Annotated in this window: 13 protein-coding genes; 2 read left to right on the forward strand and 11 right to left on the reverse strand. The window is 61.8% G+C overall.

What is annotated here, in order from left to right:
- Window positions 1-18 precede the first annotated feature (18 nt).
- From RCCGE510_RS25735 to RCCGE510_RS25765, 7 genes are all read right to left on the reverse strand, one after another.
- Window positions 19-1,884 carry a hypothetical protein gene (locus RCCGE510_RS25735; RefSeq protein WP_007634846.1) on the reverse strand — a complete coding sequence of 622 codons (1,866 nt, stop codon included), beginning with the start codon at window positions 1,882-1,884 and terminating at the stop codon, window positions 19-21.
- Between the two features lie 70 nt (window positions 1,885-1,954).
- Entirely contained in the window at window positions 1,955-2,788 is an 834-nt protein-coding gene (locus tag RCCGE510_RS25740) for a 5-deoxy-glucuronate isomerase (RefSeq protein ID WP_007634848.1), read from the reverse strand.
- A complete protein-coding gene (locus tag RCCGE510_RS25745) occupies window positions 2,788-3,846 on the reverse strand; it encodes an oligopeptide/dipeptide ABC transporter ATP-binding protein (protein WP_007634850.1) in 1,059 nt (352 codons plus the stop codon). The genes RCCGE510_RS25740 and RCCGE510_RS25745 overlap by 1 nt, the downstream gene beginning before the upstream one ends.
- Window positions 3,846-4,895, reverse strand: coding sequence for an ABC transporter ATP-binding protein (locus tag RCCGE510_RS25750; protein ID WP_007634851.1), 1,050 nt, complete (start codon window positions 4,893-4,895; stop codon window positions 3,846-3,848). The genes RCCGE510_RS25745 and RCCGE510_RS25750 overlap by 1 nt, the downstream gene beginning before the upstream one ends.
- On the reverse strand, window positions 4,885-6,018 hold the full coding sequence (locus RCCGE510_RS25755; RefSeq protein WP_007634853.1) for an ABC transporter permease: 1,134 nt from the start codon (window positions 6,016-6,018) through the stop codon (window positions 4,885-4,887). Before RCCGE510_RS25755 ends, RCCGE510_RS25750 begins: the two co-directional genes overlap by 11 nt.
- 12 nt (window positions 6,019-6,030) lie before the next feature.
- Complete coding sequence (locus tag RCCGE510_RS25760) at window positions 6,031-7,017, reverse strand: ABC transporter permease (RefSeq protein ID WP_007634855.1); 987 nt, start codon at window positions 7,015-7,017, stop codon at window positions 6,031-6,033.
- Window positions 7,018-7,125: 108 nt separating this feature from the next.
- Window positions 7,126-9,051, reverse strand: a complete 1,926-nt coding sequence (locus RCCGE510_RS25765; protein ID WP_037079708.1) for an ABC transporter substrate-binding protein — start codon at window positions 9,049-9,051, stop codon at window positions 7,126-7,128.
- A gap of 190 nt (window positions 9,052-9,241) precedes the next feature.
- On the opposite strand from RCCGE510_RS25765, the gene RCCGE510_RS25770 reads away from it, so the two are divergent.
- On the forward strand, window positions 9,242-10,249 hold the full coding sequence (locus RCCGE510_RS25770; RefSeq protein ID WP_007634859.1) for a LacI family DNA-binding transcriptional regulator: 1,008 nt from the start codon (window positions 9,242-9,244) through the stop codon (window positions 10,247-10,249).
- A 27-nt stretch (window positions 10,250-10,276) separates the two neighbouring features.
- Window positions 10,277-11,602: an alpha-L-fucosidase gene (locus RCCGE510_RS25775; RefSeq protein WP_007634861.1), complete on the forward strand. Its 1,326-nt coding sequence runs from the start codon at window positions 10,277-10,279 to the stop codon at window positions 11,600-11,602.
- Window positions 11,603-11,734: 132 nt separating this feature from the next.
- Here the strand turns inward: RCCGE510_RS25775 and RCCGE510_RS25780 are convergent, their stop codons facing one another.
- From RCCGE510_RS25780 to RCCGE510_RS25795, 4 genes are all read right to left on the reverse strand, one after another.
- On the reverse strand, window positions 11,735-12,982 hold the full coding sequence (locus tag RCCGE510_RS25780; RefSeq protein ID WP_007634863.1) for an SfnB family sulfur acquisition oxidoreductase: 1,248 nt from the start codon (window positions 12,980-12,982) through the stop codon (window positions 11,735-11,737).
- Window positions 12,983-13,013: 31 nt separating this feature from the next.
- Window positions 13,014-13,805 carry an ABC transporter ATP-binding protein gene (locus tag RCCGE510_RS25785; protein WP_007634864.1) on the reverse strand — a complete coding sequence of 264 codons (792 nt, stop codon included), beginning with the start codon at window positions 13,803-13,805 and terminating at the stop codon, window positions 13,014-13,016.
- A 90-nt stretch (window positions 13,806-13,895) separates the two neighbouring features.
- Entirely contained in the window at window positions 13,896-15,230 is a 1,335-nt protein-coding gene (locus RCCGE510_RS25790; RefSeq protein WP_007634866.1) for an ABC transporter substrate-binding protein, read from the reverse strand.
- Between the two features lie 93 nt (window positions 15,231-15,323).
- Window positions 15,324-16,367, reverse strand: a complete 1,044-nt coding sequence (locus RCCGE510_RS25795; RefSeq protein WP_007634869.1) for a branched-chain amino acid ABC transporter permease — start codon at window positions 16,365-16,367, stop codon at window positions 15,324-15,326.

Genomic DNA, 16,367 nt, shown 5'->3' on the forward strand with positions numbered 1-16,367 from the left:
GACCGAAAGGCGCGCTGTTCAAGCGCGAGAGATACAAAGTTCGCTGCGGCGGCCGAATGCATCACGGGCGCACACCGCATAGCGTGCGCCTTCCGGCGGCGACATGTGCAGGAATGCCGTCGAGATCAGCGGCGCGGGACTGACCCTTTCAAAAGCCGCGCCGTCGGTACTGACCAGGACATCGTAGAAGACGGCGGGGCTGGTATCGCCGGCGGCCCAGAACAGCATGCGCTCCTCCCGGCCACCGAGACCGAGGTAGCGCTCGACGACGAGACCCGTGGGTGCGGCCGGGGGCGCGCCGATGTCGGGAACGACAAGCACCTGCGTCAGCGATGGCAACGGCACGTCGAGATTGACGCTGATCCGGCCTTCGTCGCATTCGAAGGTGCTGATCGGATGCAGCAAGGCGGGCTCCTGGGCGCGGCGCAGTTCGGCAAACTGCGCCTGCGTCGGCTGAGGCGGCGCGCAGACTGGTTCAAAAGGCCCTCGTGGATTGCTTTCGTCGCGCTGAGCCTCCCAGACCTCCATTGGATTGGTGAATTCCTCATCGATGCGCAGCAGGCACAGCGCGTGGCGGCCGGGAACCAGCCCGTTCACCTCGAGGCGCACAGCGGTCCGGCCTGAACGGTTGATGGCATCGACGCTATGGATGAGGCTGATGGAGACACCGCCGCCCAGCAGCCGCGTCGGCAGGATCGCCAGGCCGTCCTGGTCGGGAGCAAGCGGCGGTTCGGCGGTCACCTTGCAGACGGTATCTCCAAGAGTTGCCAGCAGTTCCATCGAGGTGAGGCCGGGCTTCTTGATGATGTCGAACGGTGGCGCGGCATCGATGTCGGTGACCAGCGTATCGAGATTGGTCTTGTGCTCCCATTGCGCCTTGGTGAAATTGCGCGAGCCGAAATAGGCAAAGATCGTGCGCTGGCTCCAGCCGCCGATGAAGGCGTGGTCATTGCTGAGGAAGGTAAAATCAGCCGCTTTCGGGGCGATGATCCGCCGGTCGTGCTGTTCGATGATGCGGGCGATGATCCCGGCATAGTAAGCCTTGCCGTGCCAGCTGTGATGATCGCTCCAACCGAGCTGCGGATCGCATTCGTCGTTGACTATCGGCAGGCCGGCAAGCCGCGGATGGTGCTCCTTGAGATAGTCGACGACGAGAAGCGTCCGATCGACGATGGCGTTGGTATTCGGGGTCAGGTCGTCCTTGCTGCCATTGACGCCCTTTTCGTGGACAGAGATGTAGTCGATGCGCGGCGGACCGTCGCCGCCCAGGCAGCTCGTGCCGCTGTCGCAATGGGCCGTGAGGGCGCGAAAGATCGGCGAGAGGGTGCGGGCAGTGCCGGGCCCGCCCATCGGCAGGTTCGGGTCGATGGCGTCGAGCCCGGCGACGCAGGCGTCGTAATAGTTGGTGTAGCCCTTGATCCCGTAAGTCCACCAGCCGGAATCGGCCTCGTTCGTCGTTTCGAAATACCATTTGCGCAATTCGTCCATGCCGTAGCGCGCGCCATAGCGGTCGACCGTCGTCGTCACGAGGTCCCGCCAGCGCTTGACCTGATCCATATCCTCATAATCGGTGAACAGACCCGACGGATTACCCATCAGCTCGAAAAACGGCTTCAGCCGATGTTCGATCACCACGTCGAGCGCGCGGTCGAGCAGGGACCAGTCATAGCCGCCCCCGCCCTTCGCACTCAGCAGATTATAGAGATAATGCACACGCAGGAACTTGATGCCCTCATTCGGCAGGCCGCCGATATAGGCGAGCATCTGGCGCATCTCGGGCTCCAGCAGCAGTTCCGCCGGCGAAAAGCCGGTGCCGCGCCAGAACCGGTTGAACGGGCGTAGCGCTTCACTGGCGTCGACATTTATTCGCGTACGATCACGCATGGGGTCGTCTCTCCTCGGGCGGAAGTCTGGCGGTGCGCCACAATGCCGGCACACGACGCCAGGAGCGGGATTATTTGAATTTGTCGCGCATCGCGTCGATACCGGGGATGGTCTTCGTCAGATGCTGATGGGCGGGATCGAAGCGCTGGATCAGCCCGCGGCGATGCTTGCCGACTAGGATGGTGAAGATGTAGCCGCGATGGCCTGGCGACGTGACGGTCGGGTGGTAACCGCGATCGACCAGGACGGTATCGCCGTTGCGGGTCATGAGGATTTTGACCGGACCGTCGTCGTCATAGGTGATCTGGCTGCCGAAGCCGGTCTCGGGCTGGAAGCGGTAGTGATAGAGTTCTTCGTGCAGGGTCTCGGCATCGCCGTCTTCGGTATCGTGCTTGTGGGGCGGATAGCCGGACCAGCAGCCCTCGCCGGCATAGAGTTCGCTCACCAGCAGGTTGCCGCAGCGGCCGTTCTGCCGTTGGCCGAGCAGGTGGACGATCCGCCGTTGGCTATGCGTGTCGGGCGAGCCGACATTGACCGCGTCGACCTCCTCGGGCGTGACCCGGAACGGGGCGTAGCGCGTGTCGCAGAGACCGCCGGCGATGGCGACTTCCGCCGGGCCGCCACGGGCCGATATCCGGACATTGGCGTCGACGGGCGCATACACCGCGTCCGCATCGCCTCTCCAGATATCGGCTCGCCGGCCCACAGCTTCGAACGTGATCTCATCCACCTCGATATCCACCTGCCCCGACAGCACGACGTAGAGGCTTTCGTGCAAGGGCAGCCGCCGCGTGTCCCGACCATCGGCCGGAAGCGCGACGAGATCGAAGTAAATGAGATCGAGCGTCCTGGAGGAGGTATCCACAATGGGACGCTGCTCGGAGCGTGGAATGAATTCGGGCATCAATTGAACTCCGGAACGGTACGATCGGCGAAAGGATTGAGGGTCAGGGATTCGGCGTGGTGACAGGCAACTTCGTGCCCATCGACGGTGACGGTGCGCAACGCCGGCAGCTCCTGCCTGCAAAGCTCGGTGGCGTAGCGGCAACGTGGATGAAAGGCACAGCCGGGCGGCGCATGCGCGGGGTCGGCAACCTCGCCCGCCAGCCGGATGCGCCGGCCGTGGCGGCGCATCCTCGGATCGGCGATCGGCACCGCCGAGAGCAGCGCTTCGGTGTAGGGGTGAAGCGGGCGCGAGAAGATCTGCTCCGTCGGCGCCTTTTCGACGACCCGGCCGACATACATGACGGCGATATTGTCGGAGATATGCCGGACAACCGAGAGGTCGTGGGCGACGAACAGATAGGTCAGACCGAACTGTTCCTGCAGGTCCTGCAGCAGGTTGATGGTTTGCGCCTGGACGCTGACATCGAGCGCCGAAACCGCCTCGTCGGCGATCACCAGGCGCGGATTGGAGGCCAGAGCCCGGGCGATGCCGATGCGCTGGCGTTCGCCGCCGGAGAAAGCGTGCGGATAGCGGCGCATATATTCAGGCCGCAGACCGACGCTCTGCATCAGCTCGGCGACCCGGTGCTCGAGTTCCCGGCCCTTGGCGATGCCGTTGACACCAAGTACTTCGCCGATGATGTCGATCACGGGAAGGCGCGGATTGAGCGAGGATTGCGGATCCTGAAACACAATGCGCAGGTCCCGATGGATTTCCTTGAGGGCGGGGCCTGACAGTGCCGCGAGATCCACCGTGCCGCCGCTGCGGTCGCGATAACGGATTTCTCCGCTGGTCGGCCGATAGATGCGCAGCACGGTGCGGGCAAGCGTGGACTTGCCGCAGCCGGATTCCCCGACAATGCCGAGCGTCTCGCCGTCTTGGACGCGAAGCGAAACGCCGTCGACCGCCTTGACATGCCCGACCACCTGCCGGAATGCCCCCTTGCGGATGGGAAAATGCATCCTGAGATTGTTCAGTTCGAGCAACGGGCTTGGCTGCGTCATGGGATCGGTCATCATTGTCTTCCCTCGTAAAGCAGGCAGCTGGCGACGTGCCCGTCACCGATGACGACGGATCCGGGGTCCTTCCGATCACAGAGACCCGCCCTCGCGTCTCTGCATCGGGGATGAAAGCTGCAGCCTTCGGGCCTATGGAAACGCGAGGGCACCATGCCGTCGATGGTCGCGAGCCGTTCGCTCGGTCGCCCGTGCATGCGCGGCACCGATTGCAGCAGCGCCTTGGTGTAGGGATGGACCGGCGCGTGGAAAATCGTGTCGACATCGCCCGCCTCCACGACCCGGCCGACATACATGACGACGACCTCGTCGGCGATCTCGGCCACCACGCCGAGATCATGAGTCACGAACAGCACAGAGAGCCCGAATTCGGCCTGCAGCGAGGCAAGCAGGTCGAGGATATTGGCCTGGGTGGTCACATCGAGCGCCGTGGTCGGCTCGTCGGCAATCAAGAGCTTGGGGCGACAGGCAAGCGCCAGCGCAATGCAGACGCGCTGGCGCATGCCGCCGGAAAACTGGAACGCGTAGCTTTCCATCCGCTCGGCCGGCCGGGGAATGCCTACCAGCGCCAGCGTCTCGATGGCATGTTCGCGCGCCTCCTTCTTTCCCATCTTCAGATGCAGGCGGATCACCTCCACCATCTGGTTGCCGATCGTATGGACAGGTGACAGGGCTGCCATCGGCTCCTGGCTGATCAGGCCGATCTGGGCGCCGCGGATTGCCCGCATGTCGCGGCCGCGCGGATCGAGCGACGCGAGATCAATGGCGGGTGCGGCCGGATCGGGCCGGTAGCGGATTGCGCCCGAGACGATCCGCCCGCCGCGGGGAACCTGGTTGAGGATCGAGCGGCCGGTAATGCTCTTGCCCGAACCGGATTCGCCGACGACACAGACCGTCTTGCCGCGGGGGATGGAAAAGGAAACACCGTCGACAGCCCGCACCGTGCCCGCACCGCCGAAGAAGTGGGTCCTGAGGTCGTCGACCTCGATCAGCGCGTCGCGATCGGCGTGCCCACCGCCGGCCGCGGCGAAATTGGAATTAGTATTCATAGGGATCTGCAGCATCGCGTAATCCATCACCGAGGAAATTGAGGGCGAGCACGGTGACGATTACCGCCAGGCCCGGAAGAAACAGCCAGGGCGCGCTTGAGACCGCGAGAATGTTTTGTGCCTCCTGAAGCAGCACGCCCCAGCTCACCACCGGCGGGCGCAGTCCGATGCCCAAGAAGGAGAGCGCGGTCTCGGCAAGGATCATCGTCGGGATGGCGAGCGTCACCGAGGCAATAATGTGGCTCATGAAGGATGGGACCATGTGCCGCCAGATGATGCGCATTCGCGAACAGCCATCGAGATGGGCGGCGATCACGAAATCCTCCGTCTTAAGCGACAGGAAGCGCCCGCGCACCACCCGCGCCAGGTCAGTCCAGCCGATCAGCGAGAGGATAATTGTGATCCACAGATAGACCAGGATCGGATCGGCGCTGATCGGCACGGCAGCCGCAAGGCCCATCCACAGCGGGATGGTCGGGATCGAGTTGATGAGTTCGATGGAGCGCTGGATCACATCGTCGACCCAACCGCCATAGAGGCCGGAGATTCCGCCGAGGATGATGCCGAGAATGAGGCTGATGGACACCCCGATCAGCCCGACCGACATCGAAACGCGGGTGCCGTGCACCGTCCGGCTGAAGACGTCGCGGCCTAGCCGATCGGCGCCGAACAGATAGAATGGTTTGCCCATTTCGATCGGGCCGATCAGGTGCCGGTCGAAATCGAACAGCCCCCAGAACCGGTAGGGTTCACCTTTGACGAAGAAGCCGAGCGGGATGACGATGGCCGGATCGGTCTGGTAATTGCGGCTGAGTGCAATCGGGTCGACCTTCATCGAATAGCCGTTGACGTAGAGCGGATGAAACTGCCCAGCCGCGTCGTAGCCGGCGAACTTGATCTGCTGGGGTGGCGCATAGGTGTAGCGGGAATCGTAGGTCTGCGATGAAACCGGGGCGATCACCTCAGCAAACAGGGCAACCAGGTAAATCAACAGGATGACGATGCCTGCCCCAAGCGCCAGCCGATGGCGACGGAAGCGGCGCCAGATGAGTTTCCACTGGCCGGCGACGGCATCGGAATTGCGAACAGGTTCAGGTATTAGCGCGATGGCTTGATCGGTCATCTCTATTGTCCCTCAGCCATTGCGAATGCGTGGATCGAGCCAGGCGAGCAGCAGGTCCGAGATCAGCGTGCCGATCAGCGTCAGCATGCTCATCAGCAGTATGAAGGTGCCGGCCAGGTACATGTCTTGGGCAAACAGGGCGTTGAGCAGCAGCGGACCTGTGATCGGCAGGCTGAGGACGATCGAGACCACCACCGAGCCGGAAACGAGGTGCGGCAGCACCCAGCCGACGGTGGAGATGAAGGGGTTGAGCGCCACCCGCACTGGATATTTGAGCAGCAGCCGGATTTCGCTCAGGCCCCGGGCACGCGCCATATCGACATAAGGCTTGTTGAGTTCGTCGAGCAGGTTGGCGCGCATGATGCGGATCAGCGCCGCCGTGGCGCCGGTGCCGAGCACGACGACCGGGATCCACATATGCGAGATGAGATCGCCGAGCTTGGCCCAACTCCAGGCAGCGTTGATATAGAGGGGCGAAAACAGCCCGCCGACGCTTTGGCCGAAATACTGCGCCGAGACAAACATCAGCACCAGCGCCAGCAGGAAGTTCGGAATGGCAAGGCCGAGAAAGCCGAAGAAGGTGGCGACATAATCTCCCACCGAATATTGCCGCACCGCCGAATAGATGCCGATCGGAAAGGCCACCGCCCAGACGAAGAGCAGCGTTGTGACCGAGACCACCATCGTCAGGCCCATGCGAGCCCAGATCAGCTCGCTGACCGGCTTGTTCCAATCGAGGGACTGGCCGAAATCGCCTCGCAGCAGGATGCCGCTGATCCATTTCCAGTATTGGACCGCCCAAGGCTGATCGAGGCCATAACGTTCGCGCAGGCCGGCGATGACGCCGGGATCGATCGTTTCGTTCTGCGAGGCCAGGCGCGCAGTCATCGCGGTCAGGAAGTCGCCGGGCGGCAACTGGATGATGATGAAGGTCACGACCGAGATCGCGAACATCATCGGGATCATGTAAAGCAGACGTCTGATGATGAAGCCGGCCATGGTCAAGCTCCTTCAATCGGCAATCGCCGATCGGATTGGATGATTGGGACTGGGCTGGTGCTGCTGAGGTGGCGCCCCTGAGACGCCATCCCTGTCGGTCGCGTGCCGTTATTTCTGGTAGTAGAAGGTCTCCGGCTTTGCCGGTCCCGGCGTCATGTAGAATGACGTGCTGGGAATGATCTTCGGGACGTTGCGCATGTTGGTCTTGACGATGCCGACGCGGTCCGGCTCCAAATTGGTGCCGATGACGTAGAATTCGTCGCGGGTGATCGCCAGCAGCTCCTTCATCGCGGCCAACTGCTTCTCGAGCGTCGGGGCTTCCTGCACCTGCCGGTAGAGATCCATCTGCTTCTTGGCAGCGGGGCTCGGCTCCTCAGCGTTCGGATCCTTGGGGTTCTGGTAATAGAGGCCCCAGGCCGTCGCGAAGCTCGACTCGTATTCGTGCGGGAAATACCATTTGGGATCGAGCAGGCCGAGGAAGTCGTAGCCACCGCCGCCAACCCATCCAAGGCCGTCATTCTCATTGTTCTGCAGACGGGAGAAGATCAGCGAACGTTCGGCCGGGCGGGGCTGCATGTCGATGCCGACGGCCCGCCAGTAGCGCTGGATCATTTCGAGCGCGTCGACCTGGATCGGGCTTCCGGTCAGCGCATCGATCGCAAAGGTTATCCGCTTGCCGTCCTGGCCGAGGCGATAGCCTTCGGCATCATGTTTGGTCAGGCCCGCCTTATCGAGATATTGATTGGCGAGATCGACATTATATTCCAGATACTGCGTCGCCATCTTCTCGTCGTAGAGGGCAGTGCCTTCACGCGGTGCCGCCTGATAGGGCTTTGCCTGTCCGGCATAGATCAGCTGGTTGAGTTCCTCGCGATTGATCGCGTAGCTGAGGCCGATGCGAAAATCCTTGTTGGAGAAGACCGCCCGCAAAGCCGGATTCTTGTGGGTCTGATTGAGAGTGATCAGCAGGGCGTTCGACCATGCCGGCCGGGCGACGAACAGTCCGTAACCGGCCTTCTCCTGGTTCTGCACGATGACAGGACGGGCGTCCGTCGTCTCGATGAAGCGGTTCTGCATGTCGATTTCGCCACTGATCGCCTTCAGGATGATGGCCTGGGTATCCTGCATCACATCGATGGTGATGCGATCGAAGTAAGGCAGCTGGTTTCCCGCCGTATCCACCTTGGCATAGTAGGGATTGCGTTCGGCAACGACCTGGGTCGTGCCGTTATAGGGCGCAGTCAGCACCCAGGCATCGAGCGTCGGACGGCCGAGATCACGCCAGCGGCCGGGAAAACCGGTCTTATTGTTGAAGAGCTGGACCCAATCGGTTGCACCGGCCGCCTTCACCAGGGCGTCGACGCCGTCGGGATTGAAATCCTTGTGGAACTGTTTGAGGTAATGCGCCGGTGCGGCTGCCAGAATATCGGAGCCGCGCACCGTCGCCATGTTCATCAGGAACAGGCCGTTCGGTGCGGCAAATTGGAAGACCACCTTGTCGTCGGCAAGCTTTTCGACCTTGACGGTCTGACCGCCTGCGGTCAGCCAGTCGGGCGCGGCAGGGGTGATCTTGGTGTTGCGCAGCACGTTCTCGTTCCACCACACCAGATCGTCGGCGGTAAAGGGCTCGCCGTCCGACCAGCGCGTGCCCTCACGCAGGGTGAACGTATACTCCGTGGCATTCGCGTTGACCTCGACACTCCTAGCGATGTCGGGGATCACCTCGGTCCATTCCGGGTTCCAGCGGACCAATCTGGTATAGCCGATCGAACGTTCGATCTCGCTGTCACCACCGCCAAAGGTGGCCGTGCGCCAGGTACCGCCATAGGTACCGACCGATTCAAGCGGCGTGAGCACCAGCGGCTCCTTCGGCAAGCGCTTTTCCACAGGTGGCAGCTTGCCGGCGTCGACCAGCGCCTTCAGGTCAGGCGACTGCTCAAATCCGAGCGCCACGCCGGCCCAGCCGGCACCCATGAGGATCGCCGCAGCAACGATCGAAACAACCTGCCGTCTTAGAACTCTGACGTGTTGCATTCTCTCCTCCCAATAAATTGCTCTAGGTTATCGTTAACGTATTCTCCTCTTCTGCGAACGTTATCGTTATCGTAACCTGTTGTCAAAAAGATTCGAGCCGCCTTATGTTTTGCCCGACGACGCTTGGCTTTCCCGGAAATCCTGTTAGTTATCGTTATCGTAAATTCTCTACCGTTCTCAGAGATAGCCCTTGAGCCGCCCCAAAGAACCAGACTCCAAGATAACCATCGCCGATGTTGCCCGCGCCGCAGACGTGTCGCCGATGACGGTATCGCGCGTACTCAACGGCCAGGGCGGCGCCAGCGCGGAAACCAGTCGACGCATCATTTCAGCAGCAACCGAACTCAATTACCGGCCCAACCCCTTTGCGCGCGGATTGCGGTCCGACCGGTCGAAGACTATCGGCCTTCTGGTTCCCGACATCACCAATCCGTTTTTTCCCGAGGTCATCCGGGGGGCGGAGGACGCCGCGAGCGCTGCGGGCTACAATCTGCTTCTGGCCAATGTCGTCGAAAACAGCAAACGCGAAGAAGAACTCATCGAAACGCTGCTGCGGCATCGGGTCGACGGGATCATCGTCTGCAGCGCCCGACTGCCCGATGCCGCGCTTCATAAGGCGCTGGCGCCCCACCGCGCCGTGGTGCTCATCAACCGCGAGGCGCCCAACGAGATCGCCGGGACGATCGTCACCGACTACGAGACCGGGGCATCGCGTGCCATCGACCATCTGGTCGAGCGCGGCCGCCACAAAATCGCGATCGTCGCCGGGCCGCGCAGCTCGTTCGGCGGCAAGAGCCGTCTCGTCGGTTTCCGCAAGACGCTGGCGGCCCGTGGGCTGAAGGCGCAGGGCATCGTCTATTGCGATCCGACTGCGGCCGGCGGGCAGACGGCGGCCGCGCAGTTGCTGGCGGAAACGCCCGGCATCGATGCCCTCGTCTGCTACAACGACCTTAATGCCATCGGCGCCATGAAGGCCTGCCGGGCAACCCACATCTCGATCCCCGAGCAGATCGCCCTGATCGGCTTCGACGACATCCCGACCGCCGAACTGCTGTCTCCGGCGCTCACCACGCTGCGGGTGCAGAAACGGGAAATGGGAGAGGAAGCCGTGCGCCTGCTGCTCAGCCGCATCGCCACCAAGAACCGTCAGCACGGCATCGTCATCGTGCCCGAGCTCATCGTCCGCGAAACGACCTGATTCGACTATCAACAGGAGGAATATCCCATGGATGGCGACAATCTGCATTCACTGGCCTTGCCCGAGGAGAAGAAGGCCTGGTTCGTCCACGAGCGGTTCGGCATGTTCGTGCACTGGGGACTCTATGCCCTGCCGGCGCGCCATGAATGGGTCAAGAGCCGCGAAGAACTTGATGACACCGACTACCAGAAATATTTCGATCATTTCGATCCCGATCTCTATGACCCGCGTGAATGGGCAAGACGCGCCAAGGCTGCGGGCATGAAATACGTGGTGCTGACGACCAAGCACCATGAAGGCTTCTGCCTCTGGGATACCAAGGCGACCGACTTCAAGGTGACCAACACGCCTTATGGCAAGGATCTGCTGCGCCCCTTCGTCGACGCCTTCCGCGCCGAGGGCCTGAGGATCGGGTTCTATTATTCGCTGATCGACTGGCATCATCCCGACTTCACGGTCGATCCACGCCATCCGCAGCGCAATCACCCCGATGCGTTGGAGATCAACGAAGGCCGCGACATGGAGCGTTATGCCGCCTTCATGCGGGAGCAGGTGCGCGAGCTGCTGACCGAGTTCGGGCAGATCGACATCATGTGGTTCGATTTCAGCTATCCGAAATGGAAGCTCGGTGATTTGGTCGGAAAGGGCCATCGGCACTGGGAAAGCGAGAAGCTGGTGCGCATGGTGCGCGAGCTGGCCCCCGACATCATCATCAACAACCGGCTCGATCTCGCCGGTTTGCAGCCCGACATCGTCACGCCGGAACAATATATGCCGCGCGCCTGGCCGAAACGCGACGGCAGGCGCGTCGTCTGGGAAGCCTGTCAGACGCTCAGCGGTTCCTGGGGCTATCACCGCGACGAGGACACCTGGAAAAGCACCGAGCAACTGGTGCAGATGCTGGTCGGCACCGTTGCCATAGGCGGCAATCTGCTGATGAATGTCGGGCCGACGGCACGCGGCACGCTCGACCACCGCGCGAGATCAGCCCTTGCCGCCTATGAGGAGTGGATGGCGCTGCACGAGCGCAGCATCGTCGGCTGCACCCAATCCGACTTCACGGCCCCACCCGATTGCCGCCTGACCCAGAACGGCGATCGCCTCTATATCCACCTCTTCAACTGGCCCTATAAGCATTTGCATTTCGATGCGCTGGCGGGAAAGATCGAATATGCGCAATTCCTGCATGATGCGAGCGAAGTCACCTGGCTGCGCCCCTCCGCAAATACCTTGTGGACGAACACCCAGTTCCCCGTCGGCGACGACGAACTGACATTCGTCCTGCCGGTGCGCCGACCAGGGATCGTCGTCCCGGTTATCGAGGTCAAGCTCAAGGCCGGGAAGTGCGACTAGTATTCAAGATTAGCGCATCGGCCGAAAATCGGCATCGATATCAGGAAGCACACGCGTAGATTCAAAGTTTTGTAGCGCCGCGCGTCTGAAAAAACGCGCGGCGCTTGGAACGTGGAAGACCTCTTCGGATCATCAGCTCCAAGCGTGGAGCGGCGGCTTTTCTCCATTCAGGAAATACTTGCCGAGAATGGCGTATTTCCAGCGTACGGGATCATGAAGCGTGTGGGTGCGGGCATTGCGCCAATGGCGGTCGAGATTGTGTTCGGCGAGCGTCGAGCGGGTTCCGGCCAGCTCGAACAGCTTGTTCGTCGCCGCAATCGCGATTTCGGTCGAGAGGATCTTTGCCTCCGCCGTGACGATCTGCGCTTCGGCGACAGTCTCCGCATTGGGATTGAGCACCGCCCGGTCGATCGCATAGCCGGCCTTTTCGAGAAGCGCTTGCGCCGCATGTAAGCGCAACGTCAAATCGCCGACAGCCTGGATCGTATAGGGGTCTTCCCAGGCATGATCCAAGCCGCTGTCCACCCACGCTCGGCTCTTGGTGCGCACGAATGAGACGGTCTCGTCGATGGCGGCCTGCGCGATGCCGGTATCGACTGCAACCTGGATGATCTGGAAGATCGCGCCATCGGCGGTCGGCACTTCATAGCCCTTGTATCCCGGCACGAGATGGGTCTTCGGCACTTTGACGTTGTCGAGCAGCACGGTGCCTGACAGCGTCGTGCGCTGGCCGAAGGAAGACCAGTCGTCGATGACGGTGAGGCCCGGCGCAGCACGCTCCGCGATCGCATACCAGGCCCGCCCCTGGTCATCGAGCGCGACGATGGGCACCAGATGCGCGAGTAGCGCGCCGGAGGAGTAGAATTTGCGTCCGTTGACGACGACATGGTCGCCGGCATCGGTGAAACGCGTCTCGAAATCGACTGCCCGTTTCGAGCCGAATTCCGAAAAGGCGTTACCGAAACGCGTGCCCCTCAGTACTTCGGCAAAAAGAAGCTTCTGCTGCTCGGCATCCGATACGGTCCGGATCGCGGCGACAACGCCCAGATGGTTCTGGGCGATTTGGCCGATCGAGGAGTCCGCCGCCGATATGATCTCGATGACCTTGGCAAGCGTCGCATAGGAGACTTCGGGGCCGCCGAAGGCCTTCGGCACGTTGATCGACCATAGACCGCTTTGCGAGAAAGCATCCAGCTCGGCGACAGGCCAGATCCTTTCACGGTCGCGCCTGGCCGATTCCTGCACGAATTCGGCGGCAAGCCGTCTGGCGACGGCGATCGCCTCGGCATCGTCCTTGATGATATGGGCAGGCTCAGCCGGACGCGGCACCGCCGGCACGGCCTTGGCTGCATTTTCAGTATTGACCTGTGAAAGCGTCATGATGATTTCTCCTGGTTGATGATGGGGCCGCTCAGGCCGATGGGAGGCTTGCTGTCGACACGGAGATGGGTGCTGCTGTCTGGCCGAGATAAAATGCCTTGATGTCGTCGCGCTGACGCAGCTCGGCAGCATCTCCCGAAAGCGCGGCGACGCCGTTTTCGAAAACGGTCGCCCGGTCGGCATAACGCAGCGCGATCGCGGAATTCTGTTCGGCGACCAGAATGGAAAGCCCGCTTTCGACATTCAACCGCCGCAGCGTTCGGAAAATGTCCTGGACGATGATTGGCGCCAGTCCCATGGACGGTTCATCGAGCACCAGCAGGGTCGGACGCGACATCAGCGCCCGACCGATCGCCACCATCTGCTGCTCGCCGCCGGAAGCAAGGCCGGACAATGCGCGGCGCCTGTCCTTCAGCCGGGGAAAAATCGCATAGATCCGCTCCAGATCGGCGGCAATTTCGGCGCGCGAACCGCTCCGTCCGAGACCGCCGGCAATGAGATTTTCCTCGACGGTGAGATTGCGAAAGCAATGCCGGCCCTCTAGGACCTGCACGAGACCGGCGCGCACCAATTCGGCCGGTTTTGACTTGGTGACGTCGCGGCCTTGATAAAGGATGCTGCCGGCGGTGATTTCGCCGCGCTCGGCCGGCAGCAGGTTCGAAATCGCTTTGAGCGTCGTCGTCTTGCCGGCGCCGTTGGCACCGAGCAGTGCCAGGATCTCGCCCCGGCGCAAGGTGAAGCTGACGCCGTGGAGCGCGGTGATTGCACCATTATAGGTCGCTTTGACCCCGTCCACGCTCAGCAGAACGTCTTTTCCAGCCATGGTCCACCCAATCTCAGTGTGGTTTCGTGGATGAGCCGGACACCGGCAGGAACGGCAGGACCTCTGGCCTGCCAATGCCCGGCGATCGGCTCAGTTCGTCACGGCCTGCGCATCTTCAGCCGTGCGCAGCTTGATGCCCTTTTCCTTCGCATAGGCTTCCGAGGACTTTTCGATGATCGGCCTCAGCAGCGCCCAGTCCGGTGCGATCCAATCGGATACGACGTTCCATTTCTTGCCATCCCACTGCTGGAAGGTCACGTAGCCATTGCCTTCGTGGTTGTCCCAGGTGACGTTGATCGAATGAAAGAGATCCTTGGCGCCGAGTGCTTCAACGCGGGCGGGGTCGAGTTGCAGATGTTCGAAGCCCCAGCGGACCTCGTCGCCCGTTAATGTCCGGTGACCGAACTTTTCCTGTGCGATGCGGATGGCTTCGACGTTCAGGATGCCGTTGACGATGCCAAGATTGTGGTAGACCGAACCAATCCGCTTCTTGTCTTCGAGATTGCCCTTGCCGTTGTCATAGAGCGTCTTCACGATCTCCTGGACCACCGGATATTCCGCGCCGGAAGCCTGCGTGGTGATCGCCGTATAGCCCTTGGCTGCGTCGCCGGCCGGGATGACGTCTTCTTCGGAGTTAGACCATACGTTGCCAATGATGTGATCGACCGGGAAACCCGTCTTGGCCGCCGTCTTGAGAGCGACCGGGTTCATCACGCCCCAGCCGCGCAACACGACATAATCCGGCTTGGCGCGGCGGATCGTCAGCCATTGCGCCTGCTGCTCGTTGCCGGGATGCGGCACTTCGATCTGCTGCAGTTCGAAGCCGTATTGCTTCGACAGCAGTTCGTAAATTGGGATGGTCTCCTTGCCGTAGGGCGAGCCGTGATAAAGCACGACGATCTTCTTGCCCTTCAGCTTGTCGGGGCCGCCGAGCTTGGAGGCGATGTAGTTCACAATGCCCGAGGTCTCGCTGTAGGGATTGAGCAGCAGCGGAAAGACATAGGGGAAGACGCGGCCGTCGGTGGAGTCGGTGCGACCGTGGTTGATGGTGATCAACGGCACCTTGTCCTGAGTGATGCGATCGATCATGGCATAGGCGATGCCGACGGAAAGCGGATTCCACGCGGCGATATTTGGATTGCTCTTGAGGCGCTCATAGGCCTCGACGCCGCGCTCGACCTCGTACTGCGTTTCCGCTTCCGACCAGGTGAGCTTGACACCGTTCACGCCGCCGTCGCGCGTGTTGATGAGATTGAGATAGTCGATGAAGCCGCCGAAAAACCCGGTGCCGCCGGCCGCATAGGGCCCGACGCGGTAGCTCTGCAGCGGGAAATATTGCTCGTCGGCGTGGGCGACCGGTATCGCGGCCGAGACGGCCAGGCCGGCCGCAAGGGCGGCGGCTTTCAATTTCGCAAGCATGGTCATGTCTAGATACACTCCGGGTATTGTCCGGTGCTGAGACCGAATCTGGTTGAATTGAGCGATGCGTTTGGTGTCGGAGCTTGCGCCCCGGTTTGGTCAGGCTCGTCTGCCGACGGCAGAGCCGAGCCGCCTTCGGATCTTGTCCCAGAGCGAGGAAAGCCCGTCCGGTTCGAGGATCAGAAACAGAATGATCAGGGCGCCGAGCACGATGCGTTGGCTCATCTCGAGCACGCCGGAATCGAAGAGATCGCCGAGCAGGAACGAACCCAGTCGCGACAGGAGGAGCGGGAAGACGACGATCAGGGCGGCGCCGAGAAAGGCGCCCCGGGTCGAGGCAAGCCCACCGATGATGATGATGAAAAGGATCTGGAACGACCGGTCGAGATTGAAACCGGCGGGCTCCACCGTTCTGAGATAGGTGAAAGCCCACAATACCCCCGCGACCGCAATGATGAATGAGGAGATCGCAAAGGCGAGCAGCTTGGTTCTCAGTACGGGCACTCCGATGATGCGCGCTGCTATCTCGTTGTCCCGAACGGCGATGAAGTTGCGACCGGTTTGCGACGTCGACAACCGATGGGCGAGGAAGGTCAGCACGACGACGACTGTAAGCGCAAAAAGGTAGCGGCCGACCGGGCCTGTAAACTCCATGCCGGCAAGCGTCAAAGGCGGCGCGTCGATAACTCCGGAGGCCGAGTCGTTCGAAAACCAACTGAACTTGGTGAGCGCCCACTGCACGAAGAACTGCGCGGCAAGCGTCGACACCGCGAGATAGAAGCCTTTCAATCTGAGGCTCGGCAGGCCGAAGACGATGCCGATCACCGCCGCCGAAAGACCGGCCAGCAGTATGCTGACGATGAGCGGCAAACCATCCACCCGCAAATTGAAATTGTAGGCGGCGAAGGCGCCGACGGCCATGAAGGCCGCACTTCCGAGCGAGACCTGGCCGGCGCAACCGGTGAGCAGATTTAGGCCGACGCCTGCCAGACTGAGCGCCAGGAATGGCAGAAGGATCGCTTCGAACAAATAGGTCGAGCCGATGAAGGGCACCACGAGATAGGCAGCGGCAACAACAGTGACGGGCGCCAGCCAGGGGCTGGAGAGACGGCGGGGATGAAGATCGGCGACAATGGCGGCCAT

The organism is Rhizobium sp. CCGE 510 (assembly GCF_000292525.1).
Lineage (GTDB): Bacteria > Pseudomonadota > Alphaproteobacteria > Rhizobiales > Rhizobiaceae > Rhizobium.